Here is a 19,126-nt window from a genome sequence, read left to right as displayed (position 1 = left end):
CTGATACAAAAAAGCCCGGCATATGCCGGGCTTTTTTATATAACAGCGTAACTAAACATTCAGCAGCAGAAACTCACGCTCCCACGAACTGATTACGCGGTTGAACTCTTCGTACTCATCGCGCTTGATTGCAGCCCACGCGCGCACAAAAGTATCGCCGAACATTTCCACCGCTTCAGGGCATTCGGCCATCAGACTGAGTGCGTGTTCCTGGGTGCGGGGCAGGGAGATCGGCTCAACGGAGCAATCGCCTTCATAGGCTTTGGTGGGCTCGATTTTGTTCATCATGCCCAGGTAGCCGCAGGCGAGCGACGTGGCAATTGCCAGGTACGGGTTACAGTCGGCACCGGGGAAGCGGTTCTCCAGACGTTTGGCCTGAGGAGAACTGTCCGGTACACGCAGGCCTGTGGTCCGGTTGTCGTAACCCCAATGCAGGCTGATCGGCGCGGCGTTTTCCTTGGTAAAACGACGATAGGAGTTAACGTTGGGCGCGAAGAAGGTCATGAATCCCGGGGTATATTTCTGCATGCCACCGATGAAGTGCATGAAGCGTACGTTTTCCGCACCTTCGTCGTCCACAAAAATATTTTTACCGGTATTAACGTCCACAATACTCTGGTGCAGATGTAATGCACTGCCCGGTTCGTCGGCCATGGGTTTTGCCATAAATGTGGCATAGATACCGTGGCGCAGGGCGGTTTCACGTACGGTGCGCTTGAAGGTAAAGACCTGGTCCGCCAGTTTTAATGGGTCGCCGTGCAGGAAGTTGATTTCCATTTGGGCGGTCCCGGATTCGTGAATCAGCGTGTCCACGTCAAGGCCCTGGGCTTCCGAGAAATCGTACATGTCCTCAATGATGGGCTCGTACTCGTTTGCCGCATCAATACTGTAGGACTGACGTGTTTTCTCGGTGCGGCCAGAGCGGCCAACCGGCGCGGAGAGTTCCTCGTTCGGGTCGAGGTTTTTCTTTACCAGGTAAAATTCAACTTCCGGTGCGACTACCGGCTTCCAGCCCTGCTCGGCGTATTTATCCAGAACAAACTTCAGAATATTGCGCGAGCTAATTGGGTGGGGCTTGCCATCGCGGGTGTAGCAGTCGTGAATGATCTGCGCAGTTGGCTCATTTGCCCAAGGGTTGAGGCGGATTGAATCCGGGTCAGGCACAAGCAGCATGTCGGTATCCGCTGGATCGACCAGTTCGTTGTGCTCGTCAACGTAGTCGCCAGTTACGGTCTGCACCAGAATACTCTCGGGCAGACGGCTGTCTTGGGTAAGGAACTTGTCGGTAGGGGTAAATTTACCCCGTGCATTTCCAGACATGTCCGGTACCAGGCACTCGACTTCGGAGATGGAATGTTCCGCGAGCCACTGGGTTATCTTGTCCATGTTACACCTTGAGATTGGAAGGCTTGTTTATAGGTATCTTGCCAAATTCGCCGAAACATTAGCGTAGATTCTTATGGTGCGCGAAGGTTTGGCAGCCGGCGTACAGCAATTTTTCTCGCCAGGGCTTTGATTATGACAATAAACCGAATTATCATTCAAGAAATACCGAATAATGATTCGGTTTTGTTTCGCGGCAATGCAGTGGGTACTTCAGTCCACCGCCATAGAATGGGGGCTCTGGGTCTAGCAGTGCCTGAGTGCGGAACAAAACCAGTTGCATCAAATTGACTTTGGAGATCCTTCATGACCGCTAGCGGAAGCGTTTCAAAGCTGCTCGGCCATACCGATTCCTATTATGCTGCCAGTGCCAATCCGACCGGTGATCACCCACGTCTGCAGGGTGATGTAGAGGCCGATGTGTGCATTATTGGTGCGGGCTATACCGGTCTTTCTTCTGCACTGCACCTTGCCGAGCGCGGCTACAAAGTTGTTGTGCTTGAGGCCGAGCGTATCGGCTGGGGCGCCTCTGGGCGTAACGGCGGCCACGTGGGAGTAGGGCAGCGCAAGGGGCAGGAGGATCTTGAGAAGATGCTTGGTCTCGACACGGCCAAGGTCCTTTGGGGCATGGGTGTGGAGGCCGTGCAGCTGGTCGAGTCACTGATCAACAAGCACGACATCAAATGTGACCTAAAGCGGGGCATCATGCACTTGGCCGCCAAAGCGAGTCACGATGATGAACTGAAAGATGAGGTTGAACTGCTCAACGAACGCTATGGCTATGACCAGATCCGTTATGCCGACCGTCATGAGGTTGGCAAACTGGTAGGGTCTGAGCGGTTTCACGGTGGCCAGGTGGATAGTGGGTCACTGCATCTTCACCCACTTAATTTCGCCCTCGGTCTCGCCGACGCGGCTGCTGCGGCCGGCGTGCAATTCTATGAACACAGCCGTGTTACCAGTTATCACGGTGGCAGCCCTTGCGTTGTCAGCACCTCCGGTGGGCGGGTGTACGCCAAGAATGTGGTCCTGGCCTGCAATGGTTATTTGGGCGGCCTGGAGCCACGCATGGCCGGGCGCATCATGCCCATCAACAACTTTGTGTTGGCCACAGAGCCATTGAGCGAGGGGTTGGCACAAGAATTGATCGCGAACGACTACGCGCTACAAGACACACTGTTTGTGATCAATTATTGGAAGTTGTCCGGTGATAATCGACTGGTGTTTGGAGGCGGAGAAAACTATACGTCGCGCTTTCCTCAGGATATCCGGGGGTTCGTGCGCAAGTACATGCTCGAAATTTACCCTCAACTCGAGGATACCCGTATCGATTACGGGTGGGGCGGTACCCTTGCGATCACCATGAATCGCATGCCGAGCATCGGTCGCCTGGAGCCCAATGTGTATTACAGCCAGGGGTATTCTGGTCACGGTGTCCCCACGGCCACCTTCGCCGGTAAAATTCTTTCGGAAGTTATTGCGGGCACCGAGGAGAGATTTGATATATTGTCGCGCATTCCGACGCCTAGGTTCCCAGGTGGCACCTTGTTGCGTTGGCCGGGACTGGTCGCTGGCATGCTGTACTACAGCATGATGGACAAGTTAGGCCGGTAGACTTACTCGATTTCTTTGCTTTGTGGCCGTTGCGACACAGCAGAATCCTGTGTCGTTATTGCCATGCTTAGGCAGGGCTACGGGTATAAATAAAAGTTGAAGAATTGTTCGGTTTATGAAATAACAGACCGATCAGTTTACAAGCACTGGGTCCGTCCGAGCGGTATCTATGGGCATAAACCCGACAAAAATAACCCACGGGGAGTAACGATGACGCTATCAGACCGGTCTTTCATGGCCAAAAAGAACCTGCTTGCCTCCACCATCGGCGCGGTAGTTTTTACCGTCGGTGCCGGCGCGGTGGCCGCAGAGATCGAAGAAGTAACGGTAACTGCACAGATGCGTGCGGAGTCCCTGAAAGACGTTCCCATGTCTGTCAGCGCCTTTTCTGGCGAAACCATCAAGAACTCTAACCTGAGTGATTTCAAAGACCTGTTTGCCATTACTCCGGGGATTTCCGGTGAGACCACCGATGGGTTCTTCGATTCCGTTTCCGTACGTGGTGTAAACAACAACGGTTTTGGTTCCGGCAGTGACCCCGCACTGGGCGTTTTCCTCGATGGCGTTTACCAGAGTCGTTCCGGTGCTGCGCCTACCATGTATGACCTGGAACGTGTGGAAGTGGTAAAAGGCCCGCAGGGCACGCTCTTCGGCCGCAACACCGCTTCTGGCGCGATCGCTATGACGACCCAGAAGCCTGGTGACGTTTTTGGCGGTGATGTATCCGTTAGCGCTGGTCAGTACGGTCGCCTGGACTTCGAAGGCACCGTGGATGTGCCGGTGAGCGAAGACTTTGCGCTGCGCATTGCGGGTATTCATCAAGAAGAAGATGGTCACGTGAAAAACCTTTCCGGTGGCCGTGACCTGGGTGCCAGTGAAGCAGACGCCATGCGTTTTACTGCTGTTTACAGTGGCTTCACTGATACCACTGTTACTTTGATGGGCCAGTACGAAGACCGTATCAGTGACGGTACCATCTACCGCGCACTGGAAACGGATGGCGCCTACGACGAGGTTTACAACGACCAGCAGGGCACTGACCAATCAGAAATTGCTGATGCGATTCTCACCATCGAACACCAGATGGATGCGCTGACGCTTACCTCCATCACCGGTTACAAGACCCACAACTACACCTACATCGAAGATTTCGACGGCACTGCAGACACCATCGATACTTTCGTTCGCGATCAGAGTGGCGACTTCTTCAGCCAGGAATTCCGTCTGACCTCTGACAATAGTGGCCCGTTCAACTGGGTTCTGGGTGCAAGCTACTACCAGGAAGACCTGGACGCATATTTCGCCGGTGTTGATGCCGAAGATTTCATCTGTGCCGGTGCCATGGAAGTGGACTACGAGCTGGACGTGGATTCTTCCGCGACCTGTGCCGAGTTGGCCCTGGCCTATCCAGACGATATGGATGACGCCTTTGGCACTGGTGGCGATCCCTGGGAATACGCGCCGACTGCCGGTATGGCAATTCCGGGTGGCGTGATGGTTCCAGATGGCATGTCCATCGAAGAATCCTTCACCAGTGGTGAATACAGTGGCTGGGGCATCTTCGCCAACACCACCTTCGATCTGACCGAGGCAACTAGCCTGGGACTAGGTATTCGTTACACCTCAGACCGCAAGATCTACACCGTAGATTCCCCGTGGCCTGACACCTGGACCGGTGGTTGGAACTATCAGGCAATGTTCACAGAAGGCCCGATCACTGGCGACGACACCTGGACCAACCTGTCCGGTCGAGCAACTCTGAATCACGACTTCTCTGACTCTGTTACTGGCTACGCAAGCGTTGCGACTGGGTACAAGTCCGGTGGTTTTGACTACCTGACGTACCGCGTAACCGACCCGGCCTTTGCCCAAGATCAAGATGCGTGGCTCGAAGAGTACGAGTGGACTGTCGATAGCTCCAATGCCGAGCCGAATGGCTTCGACGAAGAGCAGGTTCTTTCCTATGAGCTTGGTGTTAAAGCGCGCTTGTTGGACAACCGCTTGCACCTGAACGCAGCAGCGTTCCAGTACACCTATGACAACCTGCAGCAGGCATTCTTCATTGGTGCGGCAGCGGTTACCCGTAATGTGGGTGAGAGCGAAGGTCAGGGTCTCGAAGTTGACGCTCGTTGGCTGCTGACCGACAACCTCGACCTGTACATGGGCATGGCCTGGCTAAACACTGATTTCCGTGGCGCTCCAGAAGAGCTGTGTGAAGGCTGTGACGGTAATAAGATGGCGTTTTCTCCGGAGTTCTCTTCTGCAACCATGCTGACCTACACCACCGACCTGGGCTTCGGTTCCCTGGCGCTGACTGGTGAGTACAACTACACCGCTGAGCAGTTCTCTAACCTCGATAACACCGAAGAAGTGAAACTGGATAGCCGCAGCATTTTCAATGTGCGTGCCACCATCACTGCGCCGAGCGAAAATCTGAGCGCTGGTATCTACGTGGAAAATCTGACTGGCGAAGAGTACTACCACTGGGGCTACGCAGAAGCGGATTACAATCTGCCCGCGACTATGACCGATCCCTCACGCGGTCGTGTTGCAGGTGTGAATGTGAACTACCGTTTCTAATCGATTCCATTCGCGTCTCACAGGATGGGAATAAAAGGTCGGCAGTAATGCCGGCCTTTTTTTTTGGTGAGTGGTTTGTCTAATTGTGTTACAAAGCAAATTCAGCTGTAGGGAAGATGGAAGTGTCCAGCTCAGACAATCAACGCCGTAGAAACCAGTTGTCACCGCGTCGAGAACCCGTCCAGGCGAGGGCACGCGAGCGCGCCCGTCAGATCCTGGACACCACCGGCTATTTACTCGAGCGGGTTGGTCTGAACGACCTCACTACCATCCTGATCGCCAAAGAGCTCGGTGTTTCCGTTGGCTCCGTGTATCACTACTTTCCCAACAAGCATGCGATCCTCTATGCGATGGGGGAGCAGTGGCTGGCCAGCCTCACTGAGCGTCTGAACGAACTTGCCGCAAGCCACCTCGAACGTCTCAGCCTGCGCGAATTTCTCGACGAACTCTTGTCCCGCTGGCTATCGGTGTATCGTGAACAGCGCGGTTTGTTGCCGTTGGTTCAAGCCATGTGGGGGGTACCAGAACTACACGAGCTGGACGAACGTCACGATGAGCTGGTGATTAATCATCTAATGCGCATGTTTGACCGTCTCGGTTTTACCTGCCCGCCCAATGAATCCAACCGCCTGGCACGTGCCACCCTGGAAACCTGCCACGCCATGTTACTTGTTGTGGTGAATCAGGCCGGTGTCCGCTCGGAGCGGACCCGCGAAGACTTACTCAATATGTTGATGGTGCTGCTCGAACCGCACCGTAATGATGAGCGGCCATCCGGCCTCGACGACATTGAGGCTCCGTGAGGGTTTCCAATGACCAACACTCAGTACCCGACAGGTAAGCCCCATCCCAATCGCTTGATCATTGCGATTTCTTCGCGGGTGTTGTTTGACCTGCGCGAAAGCCATCAGATTTTTGAAGAGCAGGGGGTCGAGGCCTTCTCTGCCTATCAGGTGGAACGAGAGAACGATATTTTGCCGAAAGGCGAGGCGTTTTCCCTCGTGGAAAAATTCCTGCAAATCAATGAGCGGCTGCCCGGTGAGCCCAGGGTTGAGGTCATACTGCTTTCCCGCAATAGCGCGGATACAGGGCTCCGCGTGTTTAATTCAATTGAACACTATGGGTTAAACATTAGTCGCGCCGCATTTTGTAACGGCGGCAGTCCCTATCGCTATATATCTCCGTTCGGCTGCCACCTGTTTCTCTCGACCGATGGTGAGGATGTGCGCAGAGCGCTGGAGCAGGGCGTAGCCGCTGCGACATTAATACCGGGTGGGGCACGCGAACGCGGTGATGAAGTACTGCGCTTTGCCTTTGATGGCGACGCGGTATTGTTTTCCGACGAGGCAGAGCAGATCTTTAAGCGTGATGGCCTCGATGCATTCACCAGTGCGGAACGTGCGTCTGCGAAGAAACCCTTACAGGGTGGTCCATTCAAAGGCTTCCTCGAGACACTGCAGCAGCTGCAGGCCGAATTCGATCCTGAGGATTGTCCAATCCGGACGGCGCTGGTTACAGCGCGTTCCGCGCCGGCACACGAGCGGGTGATTCGTACGCTGCGTGCCTGGAATATTCGTATTGATGAGTCCATGTTCCTGGGTGGGCTTCCCAAGGGCGAGTTTCTGCGGGCATTTGGTGCTGACGTATTTTTCGACGATCAGCCGGTTCATTGTGCGTCCGCCAGTGCCCATGTCGCCACTGGGCACGTGCCGCATGGCATTGCTAATCAGGGAAAATAGCGCGTCAGGCGACACCTCTCTCTCCCTAATTGCCCCGAATCCACACGTATTTGGTACGCCTTCGGTCACTTTTCGTAACCAATTGTTCAGTTTTGGCTTGGCCTTATCACGATTAGTTGGCTCCACATCACTTTCACTGCTATGCTTTTCGCGCATATAGTTGCACAGTTTTTATAACCATTTTCTGGCGTAAAAAAGATCACATTGCCGTTGATCGGATAGCGTCGGGAACCGAAAGGGCAGTCAGGGAGAGAGGCTATGAAGCTGCAGCAGTTGCGATATATCTGGGAGGTAGCACACCACGACCTCAACGTGTCGGCAACCGCGCAAAGTCTGTTTACTTCCCAGCCAGGCATCAGTAAACAGATACGCCTGCTCGAGGACGAACTCGGTGTAGAGATCTTTGCGCGTAGCGGCAAGCACCTTACTCGTGTCACCCCCGCAGGGGAAGCCATCCTCAAAACCGCCGGCGAGATTATGCGCAAGGTGGAAAATATCAAGCAGGTGGCGCAAGAATTCAGCAATGACAAGCGCGGGAGTCTTGCCATTGCCACCACTCATACCCAGGCCCGCTATGCGCTGCCGACCGTCATAAAAGGCTTTATCTCACGCTATCCAGAAGTTTCCCTGCATATGCACCAGGGAACACCCATGCAAATTTCCGAGATGGCTGCAGATGGCACTGCGGATTTTGCCATCGCCACCGAAGCTCTGGAACTGTTCAGTGATCTGGTGATGATGCCGGTTTACCGCTGGAACCGCTGTATTCTGGTGCCTAAGGGCCATGAGTTAGCACAGGTGCCCAAGTTGACGCTGGAAGAGGTGGCCAAGTACCCGATCGTGACTTACGTATTCGGGTTTACCGGTCGATCCAAGCTGGATGAGGCGTTTCTTGAAAAAGGTTTGTCACCGAAAGTGGTATTTACCGCAGCGGATGCCGACGTTATCAAAACCTACGTGCGGCTTGGTCTTGGTATCGGTATTGTCGCGGATATGGCAGCGGTTGAGGATGAGGATAGTGATCTAGTCGCACTGGATGCCAGTGACCTGTTTGAGTCAAGCGTAACAAAAATTGGATTCCGCAAAGGTATTTTCCTGCGCGGCTTTATGTACGAGTTCTTCCAGCAGTTCGCGCCACATCTTACCCGCGAGCTTGTTGACCAAGCGGCGCAGGCATCTTCGCGGGCGGAAGTGGATGAACTGTTCTCACATATTGATTTGCCGGTTTACTAAACCGAAGGGTTTGGTCGCGGTGGCCCCGGCAAAGGGGCGCCGCTTTGAACGCAATCAGGCTGCCAGCTTGGCCAACACTTCTTTCGCGAACTTGAAGTACACGGTATAGACCTCGGGTTCCTTCCCTTCTTCTTCTACAACGAAAAACGGCGCTCGCTGTACGTTGAGCTTTTGTGCCAACGCCATGCCAGCACTTGCCGGATCGCGCTCATCGGCAATCAACGTTTCGTCCAGAAATTTCTCCTGGTCATTTTCCTTGAGCTTTTGCTCGACGTCCCGGCATTTCCCGCAAGGGGAGCCGTCCGCAAGAATTTTCTTTACCAGCGTAATACGCATGAACACAGCCTTATTGTGTAGCGCCGTCGCCTCGCCATCTTATATGGCGTTTTCTGGAGGCGGCTCAAACCCAGTGAATCTAATGATTGGCGCGGAATCTAGCAAAGAAGAGGAACAGTGGGAAATATCGAAGGGCGATAATTCTATAACCTGTGGCGGTATTCAGGAGAAACGCGCTTCGAGGGTGTTGAGCAAGATACGCACCTTGTCCAGACACTCGCGGTGCTCAGCCGCGGGATCCGAGTCCGCGACAATGCCTCCACCAGCGGCGCAACTGATTTTGCCATTGCTCGTGGTAAGGGTGCGAATGGCGATATTCGTATCCGCGCGGCCACAGCTGCTGAGATAGCCAATACTGCCGCAGTAGGCGCCACGGGGGCTGTCTTCGAGCTCGCGAATAACCTCCATGGCACGGCGCTTGGGCGCACCGGTTATCGAGCCGCCCGGGAAGCACGCTGAGAGCACGTCGGCGTACTCCACATCTTGCGGCAGTTGCCCGTTTATGGTGCTCACCAAGTGATGCACATTGGCAAAACTCTGCAGCTCGAACAGGTTTGGCACCCGCACACTGCCGCGCTCGCAGACTTTACCAAAGTCATTGCGCAACAGGTCCACGATCATCAGGTTCTCGGCGCGATCTTTGCGGCTGTCACGCAACTGCTGCGCAAGCGCCGCATCCTCGGCGGGCGTCTCTCCACGGGGTACCGTGCCCTTGATGGGTTCGGTCTGCAGGAAGCGCCCATCAGCGAGAATAAACCGTTCCGGTGAAAGGCTAAGCAATTGGCCTTCAGGCAGAGAGAGGTAAGCTGAAAACGGACCCGCGGCCGCCTCGCGCAATGCTAAATACGCCGTGAGCGGGTCGCCCTCGTAGGTAGCGTTAAAGCGCTGAGTGAAGTTCGCCTGATAGATATCCCCAGCACGAATGTAGTCGAGAATAGATTCGATGCGCCGCGCGTATTCACTGGCGTCATATTCGTGCTGGAATGGGTGTGTGAGTTTAAATGACTCGTGTCCTGGCGCAGGCTTTTCCCAGTCAATGGCTTCAAAGCGCTGTTGCAGGTCCTGCTTTTGGTGGCGGGTGCATGCGGGATGGAAAACCAAGTGGGTTGTGCCTAGCTGGTGGTCGGCAATCAGCGCCCAGCTGTACAGGCCAAATGCCCCCGCCGGCAACGGCGTTGGCCGCGTATCGGGCGGCAGGAAATTACAGTTGTTCCCAAGCTCGTAGCCCGCAAAGCCGATGGCGCCGCCACAGAAGGGGATTTGCTGGTCTACTTCCTGTGGTTCCAGTTCGCAGAGCAAATCGTCCAATGCGGCGAACGGTGCCGAATCGTCTACATTCAGGGTCAGCGATGCGATCGGGTCTGCGCTAATGATGTCAAAACGCCCGCCGCTGGCACGGGGCTGCCCCGAATCCAGCCAGACCGGACAGGGTAAATCGCCAAGCGCAGTGAAGGCTGCACCGAGATTTCGGGAATAGGGCAGGGAAATGATCTGCAAAACGTCAACCAAACTTCCAGGCGGTTTTACCGCGCAGGTTTCTTTCGAGCAACAGGCATAGCCTTTTGGGCGGCGCTACTTTACTCCAATTTGACCGCTGAGCCTATCGAAACACCCATGCGAGCGTGTCGCGATGACGACTAATACGCTCTTCTGCCTGAGTCCGTTCACTGTGCTTTATAAAATTTAGCTGATTCTGCGCTCGATACCTGCTTGAGACATGAGTCGGGTTGCCAGCTCCTCGACCGAAAGCTCCGTCGCATCGAGGTAGGGTATCTGGGCCCGTCGTAACATTTGTTCAACTTGACGTACCTCGAACTCACACTGTTCTGGTGATGCGTAGCGGCTGTTGGCGCGCCGTTCCTGGCGAATACTCATTAGGCGACGGGGGTCGATGGTGAGGCCGAACAATTTTTGTTGATAGGGGCGCAGAATTTTCGGCAGGGAGGTGGAGTCCATATCCTCCTCGGTGATGGGATAGTTTGCTGCGCGCAAACCAAACTGTAGGGCAAGATACAGACACGTCGGTGTCTTGCCCGAGCGCGAGACGCCAACGAGGATCACATCTGCACTTTCAAATTCGCGCGTGCGGCGGCCGTCGTCATTGTCCATGGCAAAGTGCACCGCATCCATACGTGCGCTATAGCGGCTGTCGTTGGAAATGCCGTGGGAAACACCCACAGTGCGCACCGGATTAGTCCCGAACAGGTTTGCCAGCGGTGCCAGGTAACTCTCAAACACATCGAGCATTAGTGCGGAGCTTTCGTGCAGTTGATTGCGAATCTGGTCCGAAACAATACTGGTGATAATGATCGGCTGAAGACCCGATTCTTCGGCGGCGCGCTCTATACGCTGTAAAACCAGTTTCACACGCGCGTCGGAGTCCACATAGGGAACAGTCACTTGCTCTACAGGTTGGTCGCGAAACTGTGCGAGCAGGCTGTGTCCAATACCCTCTACCGTGAGACCGGTACCGTCAGAAATAAAAAACGCGGTGCGCTTTTTGCCGCTGCCAGGTACTGCACTGTGTTCTTGGGTAGCAGGGGTAGGGTTCGGTATGGAATCCGTCATAGTTTTGTCTTGGCAAATAAATAGATTGCGACTAAAGGCGCTCGCCGACGTTTTACAATATGCGATTGCTGCTCTGGCCGCCTGTCTTATCAATCATACAACAGTGATATAGCAGTCATACAACCGTGTGCTGTTGTGTGTTTGTGGCTTGATGTAGCCAAATCCAATCGCGCACGCAAATTTTGTAGAAAAATTACAACAAATATTGGCGATTTTAAGTGGTATTTGCGGGGTATTATTTACAAAACCCTTCCTTATAATTTGCCGCCAGAAATGCAGTCTTAGAGGACAGATCATTGACCACTTATACTCTCGATTTCGCGAAACTGGGCATGGCGGACGTCGACAAGGTTGGCGGAAAGAATGCCTCTCTTGGTGAAATGATCTCCTCGCTATCGGGAGCCGGTGTAAGCGTGCCCGGTGGTTTCGCCACCACTGCTGAGGCATTCCGTGAATTCCTGAATAGCGCGAATTTGGACGCACGTATCGCCGAGCGCCTGCAGAACCTGGATGTCGATGATGTCACCGCTCTGGCTGCCGCGGGCGAAGAGATTCGCCAATGGCTGCTGGATACGCCTTTTCCGGCTCAGCTCGAGAAAGAAATCCGTGAGGGTTACGAGGCCCTGGGCGGAGGCGAGACCGCGGTAGCGGTGCGTTCCTCGGCAACGGCAGAAGATTTGCCGGACGCCTCGTTTGCCGGTCAGCAGGAGACCTTCCTGAACATCCGGGGCATTGACTCGGTGCTACAGGCGGTACGGGAGGTATTTGCCTCACTGTACAACGACCGCGCCATTGCCTATCGCGTGCACACTGGCTACGCCGATGTTGGTGTCTACCTCTCCGCCGGTATTCAGCACATGGTGCGCAGTGAAACCGGTGCTTCTGGTGTGATGTTTACCCTCGACACTGAAAGTGGTTTCCGCGATGTCATCTTCGTAACCGCTGCCTACGGTCTCGGCGAAACCGTGGTACAGGGTGCGGTGAATCCGGATGAGTTTTATCTCTACAAGCCCGCCCTTGAAGCCGGCCGTCCGGCGATTCTGCGCCGCAACCGCGGCAGCAAAGCGATCAAAATGGTGTACGACGCCAGCGGAGATTGTGGACGCTCGGTCAAAACCGTTCAGGTGGACGAAGCTGACCGCCTGCGTTTTGCCCTGGACGACCAGGAGCTGACGGAACTGGCCAATCAAGCGCGCAAGATTGAAGCCCATTACCAGCGCCCCATGGATATCGAGTGGGCAAAAGACGGTGATAGCGGCAAGCTGTTTATCGTTCAGGCCCGTCCGGAGACCGTGCGCTCTCGCGACACGGGCACCAGTATTGAACGCTATAAACTGCAGGAGCGCAGCGAGGTACTGTGTGAAGGCCGCGCTATCGGTCAGCGTATCGGCGCCGGTCCTGTGCGCGTACTCGACTCCGTTGAAGATATGGCACAAATGCAGGACGGCGACGTGCTGGTCACCGATATGACGGATCCGGATTGGGAGCCGGTACTGAAACGAGCCAGCGCCATTGTCACCAATCGCGGTGGGCGTACCTGCCACGCGGCGATCATTGCACGCGAACTGGGTATTCCGGCAGTTGTTGGCTGTGGCGATGCCACCGAGAAGCTGTCTACTGGCACACCGGTTACCGTAACCTGTGCCGAGGGCGATATGGGCTTTGTGATGTCCGGGCAGTTGGATTTCGAGCGCTCGCTCACCGAAGTCGCAGATATGCCCGACCTGCCATTCAAGATTATGTTGAACGTGGGTAACCCGGATCGTGCCTTCGCGTTCAGCAATCTACCGAACCAGGGGGTTGGTCTCGCGCGCCTGGAATTCATTTTGAACCGCATGATCGGTATTCACCCACGAGCACTGCTGGAACTGGACCGTCTGCCGCAGGAGCTGCAGCACACCATTCGCAACCGCATCGGTGGTTATGCATCCCCAGAAGATTTTATCGTTGAGAAGCTTGTAGAAGGTATCTCCACTCTCGCCGCGGCATTTGCACCGAACCGTACCATCGTGCGCCTCTCGGACTTCAAGTCCAATGAGTATGCCCACTTGGTGGGTGGCCAGATGTACGAGCCTAGCGAAGAGAATCCGATGCTAGGCTTTCGCGGTGCGGCACGGTACCGCTCCAAGGATTTCCGCCAGTGCTTTGCGCTCGAATGTAAAGCGTTGAAGAAGGTCCGTGACGAGATGGGCCTGACGAATGTGGAAATCATGGTGCCATTCGTACGTACGCCGGATGAGGCCCGCCAGGTCATTGAGCTTCTAGAACAGAACGGCCTCAAGCGCGGAGAAAACGGACTGAAAGTCATCATGATGTGCGAGCTGCCTTCTAATGCCTTGTTGGCTGAGGATTTCCTGCAGTACTTCGACGGCTTCTCGATTGGCTCCAACGACCTGACTCAGTTGACGCTCGGCCTGGACCGGGATTCCGGTCTCGTCGCCGAGCTGTTTGACGAGCGTGACCCAGCGGTAAAAATGCTGTTGTCCCGTGCGATTCAGGCTTGTAAAAAAGCCGGTAAATACGTTGGCATCTGCGGTCAGGGGCCATCAGACCATAAAGACTTCGCTCAGTGGCTGATGGACGAGGGGATTGACAGCGTATCCCTGAACCCCGATACCGCGGTGGATACCTGGTTGTACCTCGCCAACCAGAGTGCTCCAGAGTAACCAGCCAAGGACCATTGTGCGGCTGTCTGCGCATTGATTGGGAAATTTCAAGCAAAGCGCCTTTTTTGAGGCGCTTTTTTGTTAATTGCCATTAGGAAAATGTTGCGTGGAACCCGCTACTTTTGAAGACAGCTGGTGTATTCATTTCACCGCTTTGGGCTTGTGAAGTTAATGTCATGAGTCTAAGAGAATTGCCAAATTCCATAAAACTGCTATACGCCCGATAAAATCAGTCTAAGCACCCAATTTCACATCGATAGAATCGAAAGAGCTTTCACATAAGTGTCATTCGCGACCGTGAGAGTGATTAATCCAAATCTGTCTATTCGAAGCAGAAGCCAACGATTCAAGTTCTGACTGAGGTGTGATCATGCTTAGACATTTTCAATTCTCTCCCGACGACGATCCTGTAGCCCAATCAAACAACCAACGAAGTCGCCAGTACCTGCTTGACCAAACAGGAGGGGATGTAAGTGTCGCCGACGACGTATCTATTATTTCCCGCCGTTTTATCGCCACTGTCATGCTGCTCGTGGGTGGCTTGGTTGGGACCCTCTGGCCTTCCTTTGCGGAAGCGAATAGGGGCGGCAACTGGTTTGACGATGCCGCGGCGATGAATTCCTCTGGTGCGCCGTCTATTCGCATTAACTTGAGTGAACAGAAGGCCTATTTCTACAAGGGTGGCCGCTTGGTGGGGTCGTCGTTCATATCGTCTGGTAAGAAAGGTTTTCGTACCGGCACTGGCAAATTCCGTGTGCTGGCGAAGCGACCAAATCACCGTTCCAGCATCTACGGTAGCTATGTCGATCGGAATTCCGGCCGTGTAGTACGTGCGGATGTGGATACCCGCAAACACCGTCGTCCGGCTGGCACCTACTATCGCGGTGCGAAAATGAATCACTACATTCGTTTTAATGGCGGTATCGGTTTGCACGCTTCTGGCCATGTACCGCGCTACCCTGCGTCGCACGGTTGTGTACGTATGCCTCCGCACATGGCACGTAAGTTCTACCAGTATTCTCGTGTTGGTATGCCAGTAACTGTGACCTATTAAAGTCGAGTTATCGGTAAAGTTTGGCAGCCTGCGCCCGAGCCAGACCTTGCGGTCTAGGGTCGGGAAACCGGCAGGCCCTGTTGCCGAGTATTATCCATTGTGGTGATACTCGGCATTTTTGTATGTGCAATGCGTAAGTTGTTATGAAGCGGTTATGATGCTGCACCACCGACCCGGTAATCGGTACCGCTAACTACTTTTTTTTCGGAGCACGCCATGACCAGTAATCATATTTCGACCCCCGATCTTTGCGACGAGTTTCCAGAGTTGATTCAGGTGGTTGAGCCAGGCTTTATCAATTTTGGTGGCCGTGAAACCTTCGGCGGTAAGATCGCCACCATTAAGTGCTTCGAAGATAATTCACTGGTACGGGACCTGGTGGCAGAAGAGGGCGCTGGTCGCGTACTGGTCGTTGACGCAGGCGGGTCAATGCGACGGGCTTGCCTGGGCGATATGCTGGCGGAGAAAGCGTTTAACAACAACTGGGAAGGCATACTGATGTATGGCTGCATCCGTGACGTAGATGAAATTTCTCAACTACAGTTAGGAGTGCAGGCGCTGGGAAGTCACCCAATGAAGACTGAAAAGAAAGGCATCGGCGAACGCGATGTAGCTGTGACTTTTGGCGGCGTTACCTTTAATCCCGGAGAGTATTTATACGCTGACAATAACGGTGTGATAGTTTCCCCAAAACCACTGATGTAACTTGGCAATATCGGATTCAATTTTATTTTCTCTAGTCCTTCTTTCCGCACTTGCACACGCTGTATGGAACGCAGTCGTTAAACATAGTGGAGAAGCGTTTCTACAGTTGGCAATGATCCGCAGCGTCGGCCTCTTTGCAGGCATGCTACTGGCAACACAGCTGCCACTGCCTGCAAAGTCCTCGTTGATCTTTCTGATTGGCGGTGCCTTATTTCAATATCTCTACTTCTTCCTGTTGTCGCGCTCATATCACGCGCTCGACTACGGTACCGCCTACCCAATTGCCCGTGGGGTGACGCCGTTGATGGTCGCAACCGCTGCGCTGGTTTTCCTCGATGAATCTCTCGAAACCATGCAAATAATCGGGGTATTGCTGGTCAGCTGCGGTATTTTCGCCCTGATCATGAAGGAATTACGGGTAAGTTCTACCGGTATCTATTACTCGCTGGGTACCGGCATTGCCATTACCGGCTACACGACCCTGGGCGCAGCTGGCGTACGAACCGTTGAAAACCCGTGGAGCTTCGTCGCCTGGCTCGAGATTCTCTCTGGTGGCGGGGTAATTCTTGCGGTACTGCTGACGAGGCCTCTAAAGGGATTGGCCTTTGCGCGTGCGAATTTTCTGCGCAGTTCGCTCTCTGGGGTGCTCGCAACCAGTGGCTTCGGCATAGCGCTATGGGCAACCTCACTGATGCCGGTGGCAGCCGTCGCTGCAACGCGGGAAGTGAGTATTCTTTTTGCGTCACTCATTTCTGTATTTTTGCTCAAAGAGCGCCTGTCTATCCGTCGTGTCTGTGGCGCACTGATTATCTTCTGTGGCATTGGCGTGCTCGCGCTTAGCTGATCGATACCTCCATCTGGTTCTATTCGAGTGTTTGGCTCTTGTCGGTCGACAGATTGCCTATAGTTGCAATGACTTCCTCGATTGGGGACGCGTCCCGATGGCGCAATTCAGGCCATCTAGATCACAACTCAAGAACACTAAATTGTAACGGCCCTTCGAAAGGACAAATAATGAGCAGTTTGCGTCAGAAGTGGGTTACCGCACCACTATTAAACTGGATTAAGAAAGTATTGCCGCCAATTTCCGATACCGAGCGCGAAGCCATGGAGGCAGGCGAGGTATGGTGGGATGCCGAATTGCTCTCCGGCAAGCCCGACTGGGATAAGTTGCTCAATATGGGGCAACCGGAACTAACCGAAGCGGAGCAGGCGTTTATCGACGGCCCGGTGGAAGAACTGTGCAAGATGGTCGACGACTGGAAGGTGTCGTACGAAGACCACGACATTTCACCGGATATCTGGGACTTCCTCAAAAAGAATCGATTTTTCGGCATCATCATCCCTGAAGAGTTTGGCGGACTTGGTTTTTCGCCCACCGCCCATGCCCAAATCGTTACCAAAATTTCAACGCGCAGCACTAGCGTTGGTGTCACGGTAATGGTGCCGAACTCACTGGGGCCCGGTGAACTTTTGATGGCGCATGGTACCGACGAGCAGAAACGGCATTACCTGCCTCGACTTGCCGACGGTCGTGATATCCCATGCTTTGGCCTTACCAGCCCGGAAGCGGGTTCCGATGCGGCCGCCATGGTGGATAATGGTGTCGTCTGTTATGAGACCTACAAAGGCGAAAAAACCCTGGGCATGCGGGTCAATTGGCACAAGCGTTATATCACGCTGGGCCCGGTGTCTACGGTGCTTGGGCTCGCTTTTAAACTCTATGATCCCGATCATATTCTTGGCGATGAAGAAGAGCTCGGGATTACCGTGGCTCTGGTGCCCACCGATACTGAGGGCGTGACCATCGGTCAACGCCACCTGCCGGCCATGCAGGCCTTTATGAATGGCCCCAATTGGGGCAAAGATGTCTTTATTCCCATGGACTGGATCATCGGCGGCCAGGAGAACATTGGACACGGCTGGCATATGTTAATGAGCGCGCTTGCCGCAGGCCGGGGCATCTCACTGCCTTCGCTCTCTACAGGCGGTGCAAAGCTAGCGGCCCGTACCACTGGAGCCTATGCCTATGTGCGCGAGCAGTTTGGTATTTCTATCGGTAAATTTGAAGGCGTGCAGCGCCGCCTCGCGGAAATAGCCGGCATTGCGTATGTACTCGATTCCGCCCATAAAACGACAACCCGCGCGCTAGACCAGGGGCGCAAGCCCGCGGTTATCTCTGCAATTATGAAAGCGCACGCCACCTTCGGATTGCGCCAGTCCATCAACGATGCCATGGATATTCATGCGGGTAAGGCGATTATTGATGGCCCTTCCAACTATCTGGGCAACGTGTATCGCGCAGTACCGGTGGCAATTACCGTTGAGGGAGCGAATATCCTGACGCGCAGTCTGATGATCTTCGGGCAGGGTGCCATACGTTGTCATCCGTACCTGCTGCAAGAAATGGAAGCCGCCACCAATCCGGACCACGAGGCGGGCGTCAAGGAACTGGATGCGCTGCTACCCAAGCATTTCATGTTCCAGCTGAAGACGTTTGTGCGCGCGGTATTTCATGGCTGGACGGGTGGCCTGTTTGCCAGTAGTCCCAAGGGTGTTGGTGATGCCGCAAAGTACTACCGGCAAATGAATCGCTACTCTGCAGTGCTCACACTGGTCACGGAAATATCCCTGATGTCATTGGGGGGCGAGCTCAAGCGCAAGGAAATGATTTCCGCACGTCTTGGGGATGTCTTAAGTGATCTCTATCTGATGAGCTGCGCACTCAAACGTTTCAACGACGATGGCAGTCCAGATAAAGACCGCCCTTTACTCGAATTTGCGATGCGTTCTGGCTTCCACAATATCGAAGTCAGTTTGATCGAGGTCTTCCATAACTTTCCGATCCGTTTCATTGGCCAGCTGATGCAGTTTCTGACCATGCCCTGGGGGCACAGTATTCGCGATGCATCGGACCGTCAGGCGAAAGCATGTGCGGACCTCATTATGGTGCCTTCCGAAACCCGCGAACGTCTTACTGAGGGCGTCTTCCTGGGCAATCCGGGCGACGGAATCGATATCGTTGAGCAGGCATTTGAACTCAGCCATGCGACCGCAGACATTCGCGACAAAATGAAGAAGGGTGGGGTGCGTGCACTCAGCGTGAAGTCTGTTGAAGAAGCGTTGAGTAAAGGTCTTATCAACGAAGAAGAAGCCACCGAGATGAAACTCACTGCGGAGGCGGTGGATAAGGCAATTCAGGTCGATCACTTCGATTCGTTGGGCGGCCAGAAGACAACGGGCTGAAT

At 54.2% G+C, this 19,126-nt stretch carries 14 protein-coding genes; 10 read left to right on the top strand and 4 right to left on the bottom strand.

The features are described 5' to 3' along the window. Window positions 1-51 precede the first annotated feature (51 nt). Window positions 52-1,386, bottom strand: a complete 1,335-nt coding sequence (locus Mag101_RS08735; protein ID WP_077403605.1) for a glutamine synthetase family protein — start codon at window positions 1,384-1,386, stop codon at window positions 52-54. Window positions 1,387-1,689: 303 nt separating this feature from the next. On the opposite strand from Mag101_RS08735, the gene Mag101_RS08730 reads away from it, so the two are divergent. The 5 genes from Mag101_RS08730 to cysB all read left to right on the top strand — a co-directional run bounded on the left by Mag101_RS08730 (window position 1,690) and on the right by cysB (window position 8,549). Then, a complete protein-coding gene (locus Mag101_RS08730; protein WP_077403602.1) occupies window positions 1,690-2,997 on the top strand; it encodes an NAD(P)/FAD-dependent oxidoreductase in 1,308 nt (435 codons plus the stop codon). 210 nt (window positions 2,998-3,207) lie between these two features. After that, window positions 3,208-5,577 (top strand): TonB-dependent receptor, encoded by a 2,370-nt coding sequence (locus Mag101_RS08725; protein ID WP_077403599.1) that lies wholly within the window; start codon window positions 3,208-3,210, stop codon window positions 5,575-5,577. A gap of 116 nt (window positions 5,578-5,693) precedes the next feature. Further along, complete coding sequence (locus tag Mag101_RS08720) at window positions 5,694-6,380, top strand: TetR/AcrR family transcriptional regulator (RefSeq protein WP_077403595.1); 687 nt, start codon at window positions 5,694-5,696, stop codon at window positions 6,378-6,380. Between the two features lie 9 nt (window positions 6,381-6,389). Further along, a complete protein-coding gene (locus tag Mag101_RS08715; protein ID WP_077403592.1) occupies window positions 6,390-7,316 on the top strand; it encodes a 5'-nucleotidase in 927 nt (308 codons plus the stop codon). Between the two features lie 258 nt (window positions 7,317-7,574). Continuing rightward, window positions 7,575-8,549 (top strand): HTH-type transcriptional regulator CysB, encoded by a 975-nt coding sequence (cysB, locus tag Mag101_RS08710; RefSeq protein ID WP_010130344.1) that lies wholly within the window; start codon window positions 7,575-7,577, stop codon window positions 8,547-8,549. Between the two features lie 54 nt (window positions 8,550-8,603). Here the strand turns inward: cysB and Mag101_RS08705 are convergent, their stop codons facing one another. The 3 genes from Mag101_RS08705 to Mag101_RS08695 all read right to left on the bottom strand — a co-directional run bounded on the left by Mag101_RS08705 (window position 8,604) and on the right by Mag101_RS08695 (window position 11,453). Then, on the bottom strand, window positions 8,604-8,885 hold the full coding sequence (locus Mag101_RS08705) for a hypothetical protein (protein WP_077403589.1): 282 nt from the start codon (window positions 8,883-8,885) through the stop codon (window positions 8,604-8,606). Window positions 8,886-9,047: 162 nt separating this feature from the next. Beyond that, on the bottom strand, window positions 9,048-10,382 hold the full coding sequence (gene pabB, locus Mag101_RS08700) for an aminodeoxychorismate synthase component I (protein WP_232324964.1): 1,335 nt from the start codon (window positions 10,380-10,382) through the stop codon (window positions 9,048-9,050). A 186-nt stretch (window positions 10,383-10,568) separates the two neighbouring features. After that, the gene (locus Mag101_RS08695) at window positions 10,569-11,453 is read right to left on the bottom strand and encodes a pyruvate, water dikinase regulatory protein (RefSeq protein ID WP_232324963.1); all 885 of its coding nucleotides are present in this window, start codon (window positions 11,451-11,453) and stop codon (window positions 10,569-10,571) included. Between the two features lie 296 nt (window positions 11,454-11,749). Here Mag101_RS08695 and ppsA point away from each other — a divergent pair, with 296 nt between their 5' ends. The 5 genes from ppsA (at window position 11,750) to Mag101_RS08670 (ending at window position 19,124) form a co-directional block, all read left to right on the top strand. Further along, on the top strand, window positions 11,750-14,119 hold the full coding sequence (gene ppsA, locus Mag101_RS08690) for a phosphoenolpyruvate synthase (protein WP_077403584.1): 2,370 nt from the start codon (window positions 11,750-11,752) through the stop codon (window positions 14,117-14,119). A 370-nt stretch (window positions 14,120-14,489) separates the two neighbouring features. Continuing rightward, window positions 14,490-15,173 (top strand): L,D-transpeptidase family protein, encoded by a 684-nt coding sequence (locus Mag101_RS08685; protein ID WP_232324962.1) that lies wholly within the window; start codon window positions 14,490-14,492, stop codon window positions 15,171-15,173. A gap of 216 nt (window positions 15,174-15,389) precedes the next feature. Beyond that, window positions 15,390-15,878 carry a ribonuclease E activity regulator RraA gene (gene rraA / locus Mag101_RS08680; RefSeq protein ID WP_077403578.1) on the top strand — a complete coding sequence of 163 codons (489 nt, stop codon included), beginning with the start codon at window positions 15,390-15,392 and terminating at the stop codon, window positions 15,876-15,878. A gap of 112 nt (window positions 15,879-15,990) precedes the next feature. Further along, entirely contained in the window at window positions 15,991-16,722 is a 732-nt protein-coding gene (locus tag Mag101_RS08675; protein ID WP_077403575.1) for a DMT family transporter, read from the top strand. 170 nt (window positions 16,723-16,892) lie between these two features. Then, window positions 16,893-19,124 (top strand): acyl-CoA dehydrogenase, encoded by a 2,232-nt coding sequence (locus Mag101_RS08670; RefSeq protein ID WP_077403572.1) that lies wholly within the window; start codon window positions 16,893-16,895, stop codon window positions 19,122-19,124. The last annotated feature ends 2 nt before the right edge of the window (window positions 19,125-19,126 follow it).

This window comes from Microbulbifer agarilyticus (assembly GCF_001999945.1).
Classification (GTDB): domain Bacteria; phylum Pseudomonadota; class Gammaproteobacteria; order Pseudomonadales; family Cellvibrionaceae; genus Microbulbifer; species Microbulbifer agarilyticus_A.
This window is presented reverse-complemented; position numbering and strand designations above follow the sequence as displayed.

What these genes read in the sequence shown, in the direction of transcription:
- Mag101_RS08730 (WP_077403602.1), top strand. Translation starts at nt 1,690, where the DNA reads ATGACCGCTAGCGGAAGCGTTTCAAAGCTGCTCGGCCATACCGATTCC.
- Mag101_RS08735 (WP_077403605.1), bottom strand. Translation starts at nt 1,386, where the DNA reads ATGGACAAGATAACCCAGTGGCTCGCGGAACATTCCATCTCCGAAGTC.
- Mag101_RS08695 (WP_232324963.1), bottom strand. Translation starts at nt 11,453, where the DNA reads ATGACGGATTCCATACCGAACCCTACCCCTGCTACCCAAGAACACAGT.
- cysB (WP_010130344.1), top strand. Translation starts at nt 7,575, where the DNA reads ATGAAGCTGCAGCAGTTGCGATATATCTGGGAGGTAGCACACCACGAC.
- rraA (WP_077403578.1), top strand. Translation starts at nt 15,390, where the DNA reads ATGACCAGTAATCATATTTCGACCCCCGATCTTTGCGACGAGTTTCCA.
- Mag101_RS08715 (WP_077403592.1), top strand. Translation starts at nt 6,390, where the DNA reads ATGACCAACACTCAGTACCCGACAGGTAAGCCCCATCCCAATCGCTTG.
- Mag101_RS08725 (WP_077403599.1), top strand. Translation starts at nt 3,208, where the DNA reads ATGACGCTATCAGACCGGTCTTTCATGGCCAAAAAGAACCTGCTTGCC.
- Mag101_RS08685 (WP_232324962.1), top strand. Translation starts at nt 14,490, where the DNA reads ATGCTTAGACATTTTCAATTCTCTCCCGACGACGATCCTGTAGCCCAA.
- Mag101_RS08670 (WP_077403572.1), top strand. Translation starts at nt 16,893, where the DNA reads ATGAGCAGTTTGCGTCAGAAGTGGGTTACCGCACCACTATTAAACTGG.
- Mag101_RS08720 (WP_077403595.1), top strand. Translation starts at nt 5,694, where the DNA reads ATGGAAGTGTCCAGCTCAGACAATCAACGCCGTAGAAACCAGTTGTCA.
- Mag101_RS08705 (WP_077403589.1), bottom strand. Translation starts at nt 8,885, where the DNA reads ATGCGTATTACGCTGGTAAAGAAAATTCTTGCGGACGGCTCCCCTTGC.
- Mag101_RS08675 (WP_077403575.1), top strand. Translation starts at nt 15,991, where the DNA reads ATGATCCGCAGCGTCGGCCTCTTTGCAGGCATGCTACTGGCAACACAG.